Annotated in this window: 13 protein-coding genes; 11 read left to right on the plus strand and 2 right to left on the minus strand. The window is 40.7% G+C overall.

Translation table 11 applies throughout. The annotated features are described in order from the left end of the window. Positions 1 to 5: 5 nt before the first annotated feature. From H8796_RS10020 to H8796_RS10045, 6 genes are all read left to right on the plus strand, one after another. The gene (locus H8796_RS10020; protein WP_004297239.1) at positions 6 to 1,856 is read left to right on the plus strand and encodes a RagB/SusD family nutrient uptake outer membrane protein; all 1,851 of its coding nucleotides are present in this window, start codon (positions 6 to 8) and stop codon (positions 1,854 to 1,856) included. A gap of 20 nt (positions 1,857 to 1,876) precedes the next feature. After that, entirely contained in the window at positions 1,877 to 3,337 is a 1,461-nt protein-coding gene (locus tag H8796_RS10025; protein WP_004323584.1) for a DUF3823 domain-containing protein, read from the plus strand. 103 nt (positions 3,338 to 3,440) lie between these two features. Next, positions 3,441 to 5,654 carry an alpha-N-acetylglucosaminidase gene (locus tag H8796_RS10030; protein WP_004297241.1) on the plus strand — a complete coding sequence of 738 codons (2,214 nt, stop codon included), beginning with the start codon at positions 3,441 to 3,443 and terminating at the stop codon, positions 5,652 to 5,654. Continuing rightward, the gene (locus tag H8796_RS10035) at positions 5,641 to 7,509 is read left to right on the plus strand and encodes a hypothetical protein (RefSeq protein ID WP_004297242.1); all 1,869 of its coding nucleotides are present in this window, start codon (positions 5,641 to 5,643) and stop codon (positions 7,507 to 7,509) included. The genes H8796_RS10030 and H8796_RS10035 overlap by 14 nt, the downstream gene beginning before the upstream one ends. Positions 7,510 to 7,542: 33 nt before the next feature. Then, entirely contained in the window at positions 7,543 to 9,228 is a 1,686-nt protein-coding gene (locus tag H8796_RS10040; protein ID WP_117934586.1) for a hypothetical protein, read from the plus strand. Between the two features lie 194 nt (positions 9,229 to 9,422). Beyond that, complete coding sequence (locus tag H8796_RS10045) at positions 9,423 to 10,295, plus strand: hypothetical protein (RefSeq protein WP_004297244.1); 873 nt, start codon at positions 9,423 to 9,425, stop codon at positions 10,293 to 10,295. Between the two features lie 632 nt (positions 10,296 to 10,927). Here H8796_RS10045 and H8796_RS10050 read toward each other — a convergent pair. Continuing rightward, positions 10,928 to 11,836 (minus strand): NAD kinase, encoded by a 909-nt coding sequence (locus H8796_RS10050; protein WP_117934583.1) that lies wholly within the window; start codon positions 11,834 to 11,836, stop codon positions 10,928 to 10,930. Positions 11,837 to 11,923: 87 nt separating this feature from the next. After that, complete coding sequence (locus H8796_RS10055; protein WP_117934580.1) at positions 11,924 to 13,612, minus strand: leucine-rich repeat domain-containing protein; 1,689 nt, start codon at positions 13,610 to 13,612, stop codon at positions 11,924 to 11,926. Between the two features lie 250 nt (positions 13,613 to 13,862). Between H8796_RS10055 and H8796_RS10060 the strand changes: the two genes are divergently transcribed. Genes H8796_RS10060 through H8796_RS10080 form a run of 5 tightly spaced genes read left to right on the plus strand, consistent with a single transcriptional unit; the run spans position 13,863 to position 17,177 of the window. Further along, complete coding sequence (locus tag H8796_RS10060) at positions 13,863 to 14,579, plus strand: pyridoxine 5'-phosphate synthase (RefSeq protein ID WP_004297247.1); 717 nt, start codon at positions 13,863 to 13,865, stop codon at positions 14,577 to 14,579. Continuing rightward, on the plus strand, positions 14,576 to 15,292 hold the full coding sequence (locus tag H8796_RS10065; RefSeq protein ID WP_117934578.1) for a MotA/TolQ/ExbB proton channel family protein: 717 nt from the start codon (positions 14,576 to 14,578) through the stop codon (positions 15,290 to 15,292). Before H8796_RS10060 ends, H8796_RS10065 begins: the two co-directional genes overlap by 4 nt. A gap of 7 nt (positions 15,293 to 15,299) precedes the next feature. Further along, positions 15,300 to 15,716 carry a biopolymer transporter ExbD gene (locus tag H8796_RS10070; RefSeq protein WP_004305499.1) on the plus strand — a complete coding sequence of 139 codons (417 nt, stop codon included), beginning with the start codon at positions 15,300 to 15,302 and terminating at the stop codon, positions 15,714 to 15,716. A gap of 6 nt (positions 15,717 to 15,722) precedes the next feature. Further along, positions 15,723 to 16,598 carry a cell envelope integrity protein TolA gene (locus H8796_RS10075; RefSeq protein WP_117934576.1) on the plus strand — a complete coding sequence of 292 codons (876 nt, stop codon included), beginning with the start codon at positions 15,723 to 15,725 and terminating at the stop codon, positions 16,596 to 16,598. A gap of 27 nt (positions 16,599 to 16,625) precedes the next feature. Next, positions 16,626 to 17,177, plus strand: coding sequence for a DJ-1 family glyoxalase III (locus H8796_RS10080; protein ID WP_117934574.1), 552 nt, complete (start codon positions 16,626 to 16,628; stop codon positions 17,175 to 17,177). Positions 17,178 to 17,183 lie beyond the last annotated feature (6 nt).

Raw genomic sequence — 17,183 nt, forward strand, 5'->3', positions numbered from 1 at the left:
AGGTTATGAAAGTAAAATCTATCATATATATGGTATTGGCATTGAGCTTGTGCTGTGGATGTAGCGATTGGCTTACTGTCGATTCGAAAACCATTCTTAGTGAAGAGGACATTGCCAAATATCCCGAACTGGCAGAAGCACAGTTCTTATCCAATTATGCGGAATTACGTAAATCAATTCATTGTATCGGTGACGGAGCAATGTCGTACAGGCAACATCATCTGGATGCTTTTACCGATGATGGAGCGAGCAATATTACCTACGAGAATGGGGTCATGAGAAATAACACTCCGGGTACTGTTTTTGGAGGAGTCTTTTCTCAAAGCAAAGGTGAAATATTTGAGGCGGTATGGAATTATAAGACAATCAATGTTGTAAATAAGTTTATCGCCACTTATAAGAATTCGGATAATGAAGGGGTGTTGAGTACAGTCGGTGAGGCTTATTTTATTCGTGCTTATCTGTATTTTGAGATGGTGAAACGATATGGGGGTGTGCCTTTGTATTCAAGTCCGTTGGATGATGTAAGCTCCATCAACAATCGTTCTACAGAGGAAAAATCCTGGGATTATATAAAAGATAACTTGGACTCGGCTCTTGTATTGCTTCCGAAAGTACAGCGTATTGCATCAGAAGATCGTGACCGTGCCAATCGGTATACAGCTTTGGCGTTGAAGTCGAGGGCTATGTTGTATGCGGGGACTATTGCTAAGTATGGAAAAGTTTCAAATAATAGTTTCCAGGGAATCCGCAAAGAAATGGCGAAAACATATTTATTGGAAGCGGCAAAAGCAGCAAAGGAAATCGTTGATGATGGTAAGTATGCGCTCTCTACTGAATTTGGCGATTTGTTTAATGGAAAAGATGAAAATAATAATGAGATAATTTTCCGTTTTGCTAATGTTGCCAAGACAGGAGTGGCTGTATATGAGGATTACTGGTATCAGTCTTATCGTATTAAACGGGCCGGTTACTGTGCCTTTATGGTTCCTCCTTTAGATGTTGTCGAACAATTTGAAACATTAGACGGTAAGATTCAGCCATTGGATTATGCCGCTTCAAAGAATAATCCCGAAGATTTTTTTGCAAATCGTGATAAACGTCTGGATGCCACTGTTATTTATCCGGGAGGAGAGTTCTTGGGAGAACGTTTCTCTATTTACCGGAAAACACTCGTAAAAAGGACAGATGGAACTACTGAAGAATATTCTTATGAAAAATCTGAAGATTGGATGGGAGCGGGGAAAGTGCCCGGTCACGAAAAATACATGAAAAGTGGAGCAGATGGTATCTTCTTGAACCTTTCCGCCGCAGGAACTACTAACTGGGGATTTTTTCTGAAAAAAACACTGTATGGAGTGAAGAGGTTGGATGATTATCTTATACAAGAAAACGATCAGGATGCTGTCGTTATTCGGTATGGCGAGGTTATTTTAAATTTGGCTGAAGCTGCCGTTGAGCTTTCAACCTATGGAGTGAATGACTATTTAGCGGTTGCCCAAGTCGCTTTTGACCTATTGCGTAGTATACATGGAGGATTGCCTGCCAAAACGATGGACTTGGAGGTTGTACGGCATGAACGCCGGATAGACTTGATGTATGAAGGATTCCGTTATTGGGACTTGAAGCGTTGGCGCATTGGGGAAGAAAAGATGCACAATAAAACGTTGAAGGCTCTCTATCCCATTCTTCATATCGATGAAACAACTTCTCCTGCCTCCGTTTATTATACGTTGGAGAAAGTAGAAGCACCGGATTTGGCTACGAGAGTGAAATGGTTCGAGGAAAGAGACTATTATTGTCCGCTTCCTTTAAGCAAAAGCCCGGGTATCGTGCAGAATGACGGTTGGAATTGATAACCCTAAAAGAAAAGAATATGAATAGAGCTAGATTATATATAAATATCAAACTGTTACTTTTAGCAGTGTTAACACTGAATCTGTCAGGGTGTGAACTTGACGAACGTGTGGATGACTTGACCGGTGGCTACGAAGGCGCTTTTATTGACAGGCTGACCGGTGAAAAGGTGGCTACCGAATATTATGGAGCTAAATTAAAGTTACTTGATCTGGAGTATGGAAATGTAGCGGTTCCCTTGGAGTATAACACACTTCCTGAAGGAACATATCGCAATACCAAAGTATATCCTTCCCGCTATAAAGTATGGGCGAACGGACCGTTCTTTGAGTTGGATACCATTTATGGTGATATTCGTAGTTTTAAGAAAATGGACTTGATTGTTACCCCCAACGTAACATTGAAAATTAAGAAGGTGGAAGTGTTGTACGGCATTACAGCGAACGTCACTTTTACTTATCAGGTAAATGACGAACGCTCCAAGAATCAGGAAATAGGATTGGTATATGGCAAAGAGCAATATCCCGGACAACGTACGGCTATGAATGAAAGCGAAAGCGGTTCACATACTTACAAGCGAATAAAGAAGAATTTGACAGAATTGTCGGGAGAATTTACGGAGACTCTGTTCTTAAACCCTAACAGCACATATTATTTAAGAGCTTTGGGACGTACGGAATCAGCAGGAGATTACTGGAATTATTCAGAACAGACTGTGATTAATACGACAGATATTGATTTGTCTTCCTTACCGATTGAAGCCGCTGTCGGAGTAAGTAGTGCCACTTCTGCTGTTTTGCAGTGGGCATTTCCTCCCGTTGTTGACGAGATAAAGGTTTCTTATACGGATCGGGATGGTGAAGAGGTGATGGATAAATTTAAACCTACGGATTATTCATACGTTGCCAATTTACCTCATAATCAAAAGAGTACAATCAAAGTACAACTTCTGGCGAAAGGAGTTGCCGGTCCGGAACAAACGATTGAAGTACAGACTAAATCTTTGACGGATAAATATGTACCTGCCTCAAACACTCGTCCGGAAAATGTTCCTTTCTACAATGATTCGGAATTTAAAAAATCATTATCAGGTGAATGGGCATTGATATATGGTCCTACAATCGGCGAAGACTGGTCCACTACCGATTTACGTTTTGAATATTTCGATTGGTGGGATACATGGTTGATAGGATTTGCCGACCGTATGCCTGCTTGCCAGGATATAGAGAACTTTAAATCACTGACGATTCAGGGAGAAATACAAACATTGGTTGATATTTTACCTTTTGTTAATCTGGAAACACTTTCTATCATAAAGGGTAAAGGTTTCTCAGTGGATAAAACGATTAATCCGAAAGTTGACCTGACAGTTCTGAAGAAACTGAAGAAACTTAACACAGTTATTATAGGACCGGATGTGCCGCTTACTAAAAAGAATTTTGATGATGCGGGACTTACACATCTGACGATTACCAACTAGGTCGGTAATCACACTACTCCCTTTGACAAGCGAATGTGTCTAGTGGGTAACATCGGATACATTCGTTTTTTAAAAGAAATATATAAATGAAAATATAAATAGTATGTGTAAGATTAAATGTTTATTTCTACTGATGTTGATCGTATTGTGTTCTTCCTGCAAAGAAAGTACAGAAGATGAAAAAGCGATGCAACAGATGGTGGAACGTTTATTTCCGGAGTATGCTTCCCAATTTAGTTTTGAACAATCAGAAAAGATTGATAAAGATTGGTATGAAATAGAAGCGCAAGGAGGAACAGTACGAATACGGGGAAATAACGCAAATTCGATGGCTGTAGGGCTGAACTATTATCTGAATCATTACTGCCTTACCTCTGTTTCCTGGTATGTGAACGATACGGTGGAGATGCCGGAAGTATTACCCATGCCACCGGCAAAAATAATTTCGACTGCCCGTTGCAAGAACCGATTCTTTCTTAATTACTGTACCTTCGGTTATACAATGCCATGGTGGACATGGAAGGATTGGGAACGGTTGATAGACTGGATGGCTTTAAATGGAATCAATATGCCTTTGGCAATCACCGGACAAGAATCTGTCTGGTATCGCGTATGGACGAAATTAGGATTGACGGATGAGGAAATACGGAACTATTTCACAGGGCCTGCTCACTTGCCTTGGCATCGTATGTCTAACTTGGATTATTGGCAGGGGCCTCTGCCTAAAGAATGGCTGGATACACAAGAAGCATTGCAGAAACAAATCGTAGCCCGTGAACGTCAATTTAATATGCGCCCCATACTTCCTGCATTTGCCGGACATGTACCGTCGGAACTTAAAAGAATCTATCCGGAAGCTAAGATTAGCCGGATGAGCTCTTGGGGAGGTTTCGAGGATAAATACAGAAGCCACTTTCTGGATCCGCTTGACCCATTGTTTGCAACCATACAGAAAGAGTTTCTGGAAGAACAAACTAAGTTGTTCGGAACAGACCATATTTATGGGGCAGATCCTTTTAATGAAGTAGCCCCTCCAAGTTGGGAGCCGGAATTTTTAGCCAATTGCTCGAAGCATATTTATCAATCGATGACGCATGTCGATCCGGATGCTACTTGGTTACAAATGACATGGTTATTCTATATTGACCGACATTTATGGACAAACGAACGGGTAGAAGCTTTCTTGAAAGCAGTCCCTCAAAATAAACTGTTGCTACTGGACTATTATTGTGAGAATACTGAAGTTTGGAAGCAGACAGATCGGTATTTCGGGCAACCATATTTATGGTGCTATTTAGGAAATTTCGGAGGAAATACAATGCTTGCCGGAAACACCAAAGAAGTGGGGAAACGAATCGAAAATGTATATACCAATGGTGGAGAAAACTTTTCGGGACTGGGTTCTACTTTGGAGGGGTTTGATGTAAATCCTTTCATGTATGAATATGTTTTCAGTAAAGCATGGGATTGTAATCTGCCGGACTCTGTATGGATAGAACAACTGGCAGACAGGCGAATTGGCTTGAGAAACCAACAAATGCGTCGGGCATGGAAATTGCTTTATGACAGTATTTATACAGCACCAGCTGCTTTGGGACAGGGGACATTGATGAATGCGCGTCCTTGTTTAAAAGGAAATGGCAATTGGACGACTACGCCTACGGTAGCGTATTCCAATGAAACTTTGTTTGAGGTATGGGAGATGTTGTTGAAAGCCGGAGAACATCGACATTCTACTTATGAATATGATGTTGTTAATATAGGAAGGCAAGTGCTGGGGAATTATTTCGGGAAGCTTCGCGATGAATTTGCGGAAACTTATTCCCGGAAGCAATTACCGCTATTAAAACAAAAAGGAGCTGAAATGAAACAACTACTGCGTGATGTTAATACTTTATTAAGTACACAATCTTCTTTTTTACTGGGAAAATGGATTGAAGATGCCCGTTCATTAGGTATAGACGAAGCCTCTAAAAATTATTACGAAGAAAATGCCCGTACTATCGTTTCAACCTGGGGAGATAAAGATCAAAGTTTAAACGATTATGCAAATCGTACTTGGGGAGGTTTGGTATCGGGATATTATGCGCCTCGTTGGGAAATGTTTATAGATGAAGTTATTCGCTCTGTTTCTAACAAGCAGCCGTTTAATGCTGATGCTTTTCATCAAAGAGTGACGCAGTTTGAAATTGACTGGGTCAAGTCACATGAACGTTATCCTTCCGAACCGGTTGGTAATGCTGTTGAGATTGCTACTTTATTGATGAATAAATACAAGGATTCAATTTTAAAAGAAAAACACAATGAGAATAATTAGTTATATTTCAAGTATAATCATCACTTTTTTTGCATTGGCTATTATGAGCGGATGCAAAGATTCGGAAGTTGTTGATGACGGCTTTCGTACAACAATGGCTAAAGCCTCTGATGTGAAATTAAATAAAGTTGCCTATTGGCCGGGAGATCCTGTAAATTGCTCTTTTACCTTGAAAAATGAAACGAACTATCCGATGGATATTCGTGAAGTAAAAGTGGTGATTCAGAACTTGGATGATGGAGGGTGTGTATTGATAGAAAAGTCTGTTGCTTCCCATATTCAAATAGAACCGGGACAATCTGTTCCTGTGGATGCCGGGACACTGTATACCCTTCCAGCTGCATTAAAGCCTTCTTCCTTTTGTGCTGTCAGGTTCCTGTTAGATTTTGAAGATGGGATAACCACTACAATTGACGGAACATATTTCAGAGCTGTCAACGAGCAGTCGCTGTTGACTTACGATATTCAAAAGTTAGATTATCAGGGACTTCCTGTTTATCGTCAGATAGGAGATATGAGTGCCGGGTTCGGTGTATTAAAAACGATAGTTGCTTTCGACCAGGGAATAGCTGCCACCATGGAGGAGGCTCCGCAGGGTGGTACTTATCCGGTTGCGCCTACTCCGGAGTTTTTGCAACGTTCCGTTCGCAAAACTGTTGAGCTTTACAATTCGGAGATCGGAGCTGCCACAAAGATAAAGAGAGTGGTGGTTGGAACGGGGATCGCATCTGTTTCTTACTTTGCAACAATGATGGGGGCAGCCTATTTACCTATTCATTATCTGGTATCGGCTAATTCTGCTTCCGAAGTACAAGCTATACTCGATTATTCCAATCAAAATGGATATGCCTCTTATGCCACATTGGGTTATGACGGTTCTATGCCTGGAGTGGGAGTTGCCTGGATAAAATTATTGGATTTGCCGGAAGAATATAAGCAATTTATAAAAGACCATCAGGTGGAAGAAGTTTATATTTATGGAGTAGGTCAGGAAGGACATGGAGAGTCTTATTCCCGAAGGGTTTTGACGCAGAATACAATTACCGATGAATATGCACCTGGTTCTTTATATATATTGTATACTAACTTTGGTTCGGATGCCGATATTGACGCACTGAAACATCGGTTGTATGACTATAATCAGTTAAAATTGGGTGAAGGACAGTATATATCTGATTGGGAAAGCGGAATTGTTGATGATCAGATAACCAATATATCCGGCTCTGCGCAAGCGATGGCAAATGTGAAAGCTTATACGATTGAGACTGATGATATGATGGCTTTGTACAATATATCTTCTTTCCTGACGCTTCAATATATAAAAAAGAATCAAAGCAAGTTGCAGGCACCTTTTGTGAATGGAGTTATTTTTAACGAGTATCTTACGAATCACCCTCAATATGAAGCGTTTGTTGGATATGTACCTTTATTATATTGGCAATTTAATTCGGCGGCTTCTACAGTAGAACGTATTGATGGTTATCTGAAGCCAGCTATTGCCGGGTATTTTCCTGATGTTGTCGATCATCTGTATGAGGGATCTTTCTATCTGAATTCTAATATGAGACGCTATGAGTTTTATGACGAGCTGATAGCAAGAGGTGTCACTTCGGAGAATATTAGAATTAGGCAGAGTGTAGATAAATGGAATCCGGAAGATGATGGAGAAACGGAAGAGTATTTGGGACGCATTAATCATAAAATAGGTTCGGCTGAAGAATTTGCTTATGATATAATTGAACGTATTGGAGTGCAGAAGTATCGGAATACGGTTAAGTCGATGGAGTACCTGACATTGGAGGAGCTTCGTACTATTTGTGCACAGGTTGGAAATATGAGATTAGTAGAACATTGATATAACATCGGATTTAAGATTTAAACTAACGAAATGAATATAAAACAATTGATGGTAACTTTCTTCATTGCACTATTGGTAGGAGGAGAGATTGGAGCTCGTGTGCTGACGGATAAATTCGTTTATTCACAAGGGGAGAAGGTTGTGTTTACTTTTGATGGGAAGTCAGAAGGTAAAACGATTATACTGAAATATCTCTCCAAGAAAGGAGAACCGGTTCTTGCGGAGATTGGTGGAGAACCATTTGTTTGGGAAGTTCCTTCAGAATTTACGCCTGCAGCCGTAGGTGTTTATCAAAAAGAGGAGGGACAGTTGACATATTCTTCTTATTTTAGGGTGGTAATTCCCGGAATGTTGACTACCTATCAGATCGCTAAAGAGGAATATAAAGGTTTGAATGTGTTTATGCTCGATGGTGGGATGAGTGCGGAATATGCTGTCCAAAAATCTTTAGCTAATCTGACGGCAGGTGTGAGCCATACATGGCAGATTGGTCCGGGAGGAGGTCCCAAACCGGTATGGGGGACACCTGATTTCCTTCAACAATCCGTTCAGCATACAGTAGATTTATATAATGAGTATTTGGGTAAGTCGAAGAAACTTAAAACTGTGATAATAGCTACGGGAGTACCGACGGTACCTTATCTTTCTGCAGCTATGGAGGCTCCTGTATTGCCATTACATTTTTTGGTTGCTGTCAATTCTACCAAAGAAATTTCTTCCATATTAGAATATTCCTCGCAAGCTGGAGTACCTTGTTATGCGACATTGGGATATGATGCTTCCATGGATGATGTCGGAGTTGCCTGGATAAAATTATTGGCTTTGCCTGATGAATATCGGAAGTTTATAATAGAACATGAAGTAGAAAATGTAATTATCGCAGGCATAGGGGAAGACGTGAAAAGTGAATCTTATTGTCGGAAACTTAGTAAAACCGGAGTGGATGGTCAGGAGTATGCAGACGGCTCTCTTTATATTTTATATACCCAATCCGGTTCAGAGCATGACATCAAAACGATATCAAGAAATGTCGTGGACTATGATACGTTATCTCTTGAAAAAGGTAAGGACTTGGCCGATTGGGAGAGCGGTGTTGTCAACAGGCAGATTGATAATATATCAAAAGGTATTTATGAACATACTCCGGCACAAGTTTATTCTTTGATTGCTACTCATGATATGATGGATATGTATAATCTCGGTGCAAATATGGGTATGTATTTTATGTATAAGAATCGGGAGCAAACAAAGGTTTCCGTACAGGGGACTTATTTAAATGAATATTTAATATCACAACCTTTGTATGAGTTGACTCAAGGATATATTCCATTATTGTTTTGGCAGTTTGTTCCTCCTGTATCAACGATCGACAGGATAAAACGTGATATACAGAAAGTGGTGGATACTTATGAAAAAGGTGTTCTCTTGGAGAATAAAACCGTACATGTGAATGCACGTATCGGGAAAGAAGAGTTGGTACAGGAATTGAAGAAAAGGGGATTTCGGTTTGTTACTAAGCGCAAAGATAAGGTGGAAGAATTGTGGAACTTATCCGATGGGATAAATTCTCCTTGTGAAGAAGTCGTGCAGAATATAGTAGAACAGATTGGAGTTCGGAGATATAAGGAATTGTGCGAAAATGCTTTATATTTGGATTTGGATGATCTCAAGCAATTGGTAGAAGATGTGCAGGGATTAATCTTTCAGTCTCTTTGATAAAAGGATGGGGGGAATGTGTGATTCAATCTCTATAGACTTTATTATGTCTCTTAACTTGACTGGGTTGATAAACTAATTAGTTAAAATTATATGGATTAGCAGGGAGTTATAAAAAAACTCTCTGCTTTTCTGCTTGACTTCTGTTGCGAAATGATTACTTTTGCGCACGTTATCAATTCACAACTGAAACTATGAGTAAAAAAAGCCTTCTTATTGCGGCCGTGGCTATCTTGGTGATAGCTATTATTGGTATTACTTATTTATTGTTTACCGAAAAACAAGCTAACCGGGAGTTAGTGCAGGAATTCCAATTAGATAAGGAAGATCTGGAAAACGAATATACCCGTTTTGCACAACAATATGATGAGTTAAAGATGACGATTTCTAATGACTCTTTATCTCAATTACTGGAACAGGAACAATTGAAAACTCAACGTCTCTTGGAAGAACTTCGTACAGTGAAGAGCACGAATGCTACAGAGATCCGTCGTTTAAAGAATGAGTTGGCTACTTTGCGTAAGGTAATGATTGGGTATATTAATCAGATCGACTCTCTGAATAAACTGACTGCACAGCAGAAACAGGTCATAGCTGAAGTGACTCAAAAGTATAATCAGGCTTCACGACAGATCGATAACCTTTCTGAAGAAAAGAAGAATCTGAATAAGAAGGTGACGCTAGCCGCACAACTCGATGCAACTAATATTCGTATCGAACCACGCAATAAACGTGGTAAAGTGGCGAAGAAAGTGAAAGACGTGGTGAAGTTAGCCATCAGTTTCACGGTCGTGAAGAATATAACCGCCGAAAACGGTGAACGTACCATCTATGTACGTATAACCAAACCCGATAATGATGTACTGACCAAGAGTGCATCCAATACTTTCCCTTATGAAAACCGTACATTGGTTTATTCAATTAAGAAGTATATTGAATATAACGGAGAAGAACAGAATATCAATGTGTTTTGGGATGTAGAAGAATTCTTGTATGCCGGAAACTACCGTGTTGATATCTTCGAAGGTGGTAATCTGATTGGTTCGCAGACCTTTATGTTAGATTAATATCGGGGTATTCTTTTTCTCTACCGATATTCTATTTTCTTCTATATTAGCTAACCCGATGGTCTGTTTTTAATATTTCTTCGGGCAACAGTTGTTCTTTTATGGATGAACTGGGGAAAGAACTGCATAAATAATTGCAATAATATACAGAAAATAGGGCGAGCGCAGCATGAATTTGCAGACAATATGCAGCTTTTTAATCATGGAAGCCTTCGTTGGATTAAAACCAACGAGATGTCCCTCACCGAGAAAGGATAAGTTCCTCGGTGAGGGACATCTCATTTCTCGGTGAGGAACTCATATAGGAATGATTAGAAGCTATTTTTTTCTCTAGTTTGTATGTAAATAAAGGTAAGGAGAAACTGATAAAATGAATGACTGTTGTCTATAAAAGAATGATTTGCAAATGCAATCAGTATATTTTAATCTTATTGAGTAAATATAGGGGAAAATAATGTTAATCTGATTTCTTAAGATAGTAAATCCCGGCCCCTTTTCTCTTTAGTTGGAATCTATACCCAATTTGTTGCATTCCCAACAGCTTGAATGTCCCTTTTTTTAGAAGTTCTATTTTTAAGTACCGTATAGTTGAATCGGGTGATGAGGAATAACGGTTGCATAATGTGGACTGCTTACCGTCTTCCGTCAGCTCCCCACATCATCTTGCTGCGGAGTGTATCGAAAAAAATGTGATTAAAACGTTTCACTACCTTTACGCTGTAATCTGCCCGGCGAATGGTTAGTTGAGTCGTTTCTTTGCAAGTTTCGCTCCTCCCGTCGATGGCGACGAGGAAGTTGTGACTTCTGCTTTCTACATCTAATGTAATCTCCCAGTCATCCCGAATAACGATAGGGCGGACGTTGAGACTATGTGGAGCCACCGGAGTGATGGCAATAGTGTTGGAATGAGGAACGATGATCGGGCCTCCTACACTCAAAGAGTAGGCTGTGGAACCTGTTGGAGTGGCAATTACTAACCCGTCAGCTTGATAAGTATTCAGATACGCGCCATTAATAGCTGTCCGGATACTAATCATAGAGGAGCTGTCCCGTTTGAGAATAGCTATTTCGTTGAGGGCATAAGGAGAATCCTGGAGATGTTTCTCGTCACAAATGAGTTGAAGTACACTTCGTTCCTCTACACTATATCTTCCGGCCTGGATTTCATCGAATGTTTCCTCCATTTCTTCCGGAGAAATATCAGCTAGAAATCCTAGACGTCCTGTGTTAATACCCAAAATAGGAATTCCTTTCCTTCCTACACGGCGGGCAGCTTTCAGAAATGTGCCGTCGCCTCCGATGCTGATTACCATATCGGCTGTAAAATCATCACCGTCGAATAAATAATCGGCTTCTATTTCCATTTTTAGGTTTGTAGTCAGGAATTGATAGAACTCTCTGCACATGCAAATCTCTGCTCCCTGTCTCTTTAGGAGTTGAAACAGGGTAACAGCATGAAAAGACTTTTTAGCTTGATAGGTGTTTCCGAAAATAGCAAATTTCATAAGCAACATCATTAGTTCAGGATGCAAATTTGGCATTTTTTTCCGAGATAGCCAATCTGTTTGCGAATATTCAATAGGATGATGGAATGAAAGTGAATGAAATCTTCATAGCGCTTTTTTCTTTTAGTACAATGATTTGCATATGAGCACAAATTCGCGTCCTATTTCTCTGAAAGTGGCGCGTATCTCTTCTTCTGAATAACCTTGCGCATGAAGGTTACTCACATGGGTAGGATAACCAACAAGCTCTGTTCTTATCGTACCATCTTCATTGTCGTAACAATATCGGAGTTCTATGCCGGTTGCTTTATGAGTGCCGGATCTGTTTTCCGTATCAAACATCCATCTGCTTATCACACTGTTATAGGTCTGGATTCGTTCTTTCTTTAATGCCGGACAGTCTTTAAATAATTCATCATTTAATGAAGTGTTTCGATAAAGAAAGGTTGCATTTTCCAGTTGCGTACATCCGCAAAAAGCATGTTTCCCAATTCGGATAACCGACTTGGGTAAGATAACCTCTTTCAGGTTGCTGCATCCCTGAAAAGCGGATTCTCCGATAGAACACACTCCTTCAGGTATTTTTATATATTCAAGACTGGTGACATCGGAGAAAGCAGAATCAGAAATGGACACTACGCTGTTCGGAATGTAATAACTTTCAAGGTTTTGGGGAGCTTTAAGAAGTATTCTTTTATCGGGAGTGTATTCTACTCCCATGTCATCGGTTATTATATCAATGGTTAGCTCGTGTTCTTTTATTAATTGGTACAAATATTTATTTATCACTATATGGGATAGTTTTTCCTTCAAATTTTGTATGCGTTCATTACCTTCAGGATATGAGGTTTGTTGGAGTGAGTTTAATACTTCTGTCATGCTGTTCATCCCCATATCAGACAGTGATAAATGTTCTTCTTCTATCATGGGAATGAGGTCCGAAAACATTTCTTCTCTTCCCTGTAAATAAAAGGACTGTTTATCGTTTCCGTTCAGGATCTCATAAACCGTGTTGACGACGGTTTGTAGATGCTCCAGTCTATCCCGGATAATATGGAAAAACGATGAAAGACATTCATTGGATTCTATTTGTAGTTCTTGCGAATAATAGTCGGATAAAGTGGAAGCATACGCATTGAAAATCTTTTTCCCCTTAAAGAGCCGGGTGATGATATTCATTTTCTTCCATTCTTGTGTCAAATCTTCAATTCCGGGCATTATGCTTTCTTCTATTTTTCTTTTTGTTGCATCACTGTCGGAGTAAGCAGCTTGTTCTTTGTTTTTACAGTACAAACTAAGATACTCAACAAAAAGTCGTATGTGTTCTAAGGAGTACTTCCCGCTACTCCATTGTTCATATAGCCACTGGTCTATCTCATCGCGCTTATGAAAAGAATTGGCGAGGTACTGTCTTTTATAATCTTGGCAGAAGTTGTGGATTCCTTTCTTCTTATATTGATTACGGAAATAGCTTTCACACAGAGCATGGAATTCATCCATGAGGCAGGACTTATTTTTATATATCTGGATAACTTCTTCTTTGAAGTATTGAAATGTCTGCAGGAAATCATTGACAGGCGATAAGGATAAACCATTGCTGTTTTCTTTGGGATCGGGAAAAGGTAATTGAGAATCGTCCAAGCCTATTGCGGACAAGTTTTCAAGCATCTTCTCTATGTCTTCAGGAGGAGGTTTTGTATTGCCTTCCCCATATAAAAGTGATTGTGAACCACTGTTTATGATGGCTTGCAGGATTATGCTGTTTACCAGACTGTTAATATTGACTTTGATGTTGTCATTGGCTTGATCCATATGCTTTTCTATTTTGGTATAACAAAAACGAGAGAGCTACAAAAGTATGTTTTTTCCATGGTAAAAGAATTGTTTTTCAGGCTTTAACATAATTTATTATCGTGTTCTTTTTCCCATTTAATGAGTGAAAATGAAAAATCTCCTTTAAGATTCTACTTTAAATAACCAAAAAAGAACCTATAATGCGTTTCGTATTATTAGGCAACTAATAATAATATTTGTATTTTTGCGGCAAATATAACGTAGAACTATGACTAAATTAAGTGTAAACATAAACAAGATCGCTACACTAAGAAATGCTCGCGGGGGAAATGTGCCCGATGTAGTAAAGGTAGCACTTGATTGTGAATCTTTTGGTGCTGATGGTATCACCGTTCATCCCCGCCCTGACGAGCGTCACATTCGTCGTTCAGATGTATATGATTTGCGTCCTCTGTTGCGGACTGAATTCAATATTGAAGGTTATCCGTCCCCGGAATTTATTGACTTGGTGTTGAAAGTAAAACCTCATCAGGTTACTCTAGTTCCCGATGATCCTTCACAGATTACCTCCAATTCCGGTTGGGATACGAAAGCAAATCAGGAATTCCTGACAGAAGTTCTCGATCAGTTTAACAGTGCCGGCATTCGTACTTCCGTTTTTGTGGCAGCCGATCCTGAAATGGTGGAATATGCAGCAAAAGCAGGGGCGGATCGCGTCGAACTGTATACTGAACCTTATGCAACGGATTATCCGAAGAATCCGGAAGCAGCTATCGCTCCTTTTATCGAAGCTGCAAAGACTGCCCGTAAACTGGGGATCGGATTGAACGCCGGTCATGATTTAAGTCTGGTGAATTTAAATTATTTCTATAAAAACATTCCTTGGGTGGATGAAGTGTCTATCGGACATGCGTTGATTAGCGATGCACTGTATCTGGGACTCGAACGTACCATTCAGGAATATAAAAACTGTCTACGCTCATGAATGCAATGATCTTGTTAGCCCAAGGGGCTATGAATATGGCCGACTCACTGGCTACTGCCAACCCCGTGCTGACGGAGGTAAACGCTCCGGAAATGAACATGCTTGATATGGCTATCAAGGGCGGATGGATTATGATTGTACTGGGGGTACTGTCAGTTATCTGCTTCTATATCCTGTTTGAACGTAACTACATGATTCGCAAAGCAGGAAAAGAGGACCCCATGTTTATGGAACGGATTAAAGACTATATTCATAGTGGAGAGATCAAAGCGGCTATTAACTATTGCCGCACGATGAATACCCCTTCGGCACGTATGATAGAAAAAGGAATCAGCCGTCTGGGACGTCCTATTAACGATGTGCAGGTAGCTATTGAGAATGTGGGTAATATTGAAGTTGCAAAGTTGGAAAAAGGACTGACTGTGATGGCAACTATTTCCGGAGGTGCTCCAATGCTCGGATTTCTCGGTACGGTGACCGGTATGGTACGTGCTTTTTACGAAATGGCCAATGCCGGAAGTGGAAACATTGATATCACTTTGCTTTCGGGAGGTATCTATGAAGCTATGATTACAACGGTCGGTGGTCTGATTGTTGGTATCATCGCTATGTTTGCCTACAATTATCTGGTGATGCTGGTAGACCGTGTGGTAAATAAAATGGAATCTCGTACAATGGAGTTCATGGACTTGTTGAACGAGCCTGCAAAATAATTGGCAGATGGGATTAAAAAGAAGAAATAGAGTATCGCCCAATTTCAGTATGGCCTCCATGACGGACGTCATCTTCCTGTTGTTGATATTCTTTATGATAACCTCTACGGTGGTGTCGCCCAATGCCATAAAGGTATTGTTGCCTCAAGGCAAGCAGCAGACTTCGGCCAAACCGCTGACAAGAGTGGTTATCGATAAGGACTTGAATTTCTATGCCGCTTTCGGCAATGAAAAAGAGCAGCCGGTGGCGTTGAACGATCTGACCTCTTTTTTGCAGAGTTGTGCAGAGAAGGAACCGGAAATGTATGTGGCATTGTATGCTGATGAATCGGTACCTTACCGTGAGATTGTAAGGGTATTGAACATTGCAAACGAGAATCATTTTAAGATGGTGCTGGCTACCCGCCCGCCTGAAAATAAATAAGAAACAATGGACAGAAGAAAAAAGGGTGAATACATAGGAGCGCTCGGTGCACTGTTGGTGCATGTGGCAGTGATTGCTCTTTTGATTCTGGTGAGCTTTACTGTCCCCCAACCGGATGAAGATGCAGGTGGAGTACCTGTGATGCTGGGGAATGTGGATACAGCGAGCGGCTTTGATGATCCTTCTCTGGTAGATGTGGATATCATGGATGAAGATGCGGCAGCACCGCCTGCGGAAACAGAACCGCAACTCCCTTCTGAACAGGATTTACTGACACAGACTGAAGAGGAAACGGTCACTTTGAAGCCTAAGACGGAAGAACCGAAAAAAGAGACGGTGAAACCTAAAGAGGTGGTCAAGCCGAAAGAACCGGTGAAGAAGCCGGAAAAAACGGAGGCGGAAAAAGCTGCAGAAGCGAAACGACTGGCGGAGGAAAAAGCGGAACGTGAGCGCAAAGCTGCCGAAGAGGCCGCTAAAAAGAGAGTATCCGGTGCGTTCGGAAAAGGAGCGCAAATGACGGGTAATAAGGGCACGGCAACCAGTGGTACGGGAACCGAAGGTAGTAAAGAAGGTAATTCTTCTACCGGAGCGAAAACCGGAACTGGTGGTTATGGAACATTTGACCTTGGCGGACGTTCTTTAGGTACGGGTAGTTTGCCGAAGCCTGCATATAACGTGCAGGAAGAAGGACGTGTAGTGGTGAATATCACCGTGAATCCCGCAGGGCAAGTAGTGTCGACCAGCATTAGCCCTCAAACGAACACTGTAAATTCCGCTTTACGTAAGGCGGCGGAGGATGCAGCTAAGAAAGCCCGTTTTAATACGATCGATGGAGTGAATAACCAGACAGGGACAATCACCTATTATTTTAACTTGAGATAGTATCATTAACCAAATATATTAAGCATTATGGGAACTGTATACGCTTTTTTTGCAGATGGTTTTGAAGAAATTGAAGCCTTTACTGCTATTGACACGTTGAGACGTGCCGGACTGAATGTAGAAATCGTATCCGTTACACCGGATGAAATTGTAGTAGGAGCACATGATGTATCCGTTCTTTGCGATATCAATTTCGAGAATTGTGATTTCTTCGATGCTGAACTTTTGTTGTTGCCGGGAGGAATGCCGGGAGCTGCTACACTTGACAAGCACGAAGGATTGCGTAAATTGATTCTTGATTTTGCAGCAAAAGGTAAACCTATTGCTGCCATTTGTGCTGCTCCGATGGTGTTGGGTAAACTGGGACTGCTGAAAGGAAAGAAGGCTACCTGTTATCCGAGTTTTGAACAATATCTGGATGGTGCCGAATGTGTAAATACACATGTCGTACGTGATGGAAACATCATTACGGGTATGGGACCGGGTGCCGCTATGGAATTTGCCTTGGCAATCGTTGATCTGTTGGTAGGTAAAGAAAAAGTAGACGAACTGGTAGAAGCGATGTGCGTTAAACGCTAAACCGCC

This window comes from Bacteroides sp. M10 (genome assembly GCF_014334015.1).
In the GTDB taxonomy this organism is placed as follows: Bacteria; Bacteroidota; Bacteroidia; order Bacteroidales; family Bacteroidaceae; genus Bacteroides; species Bacteroides intestinigallinarum.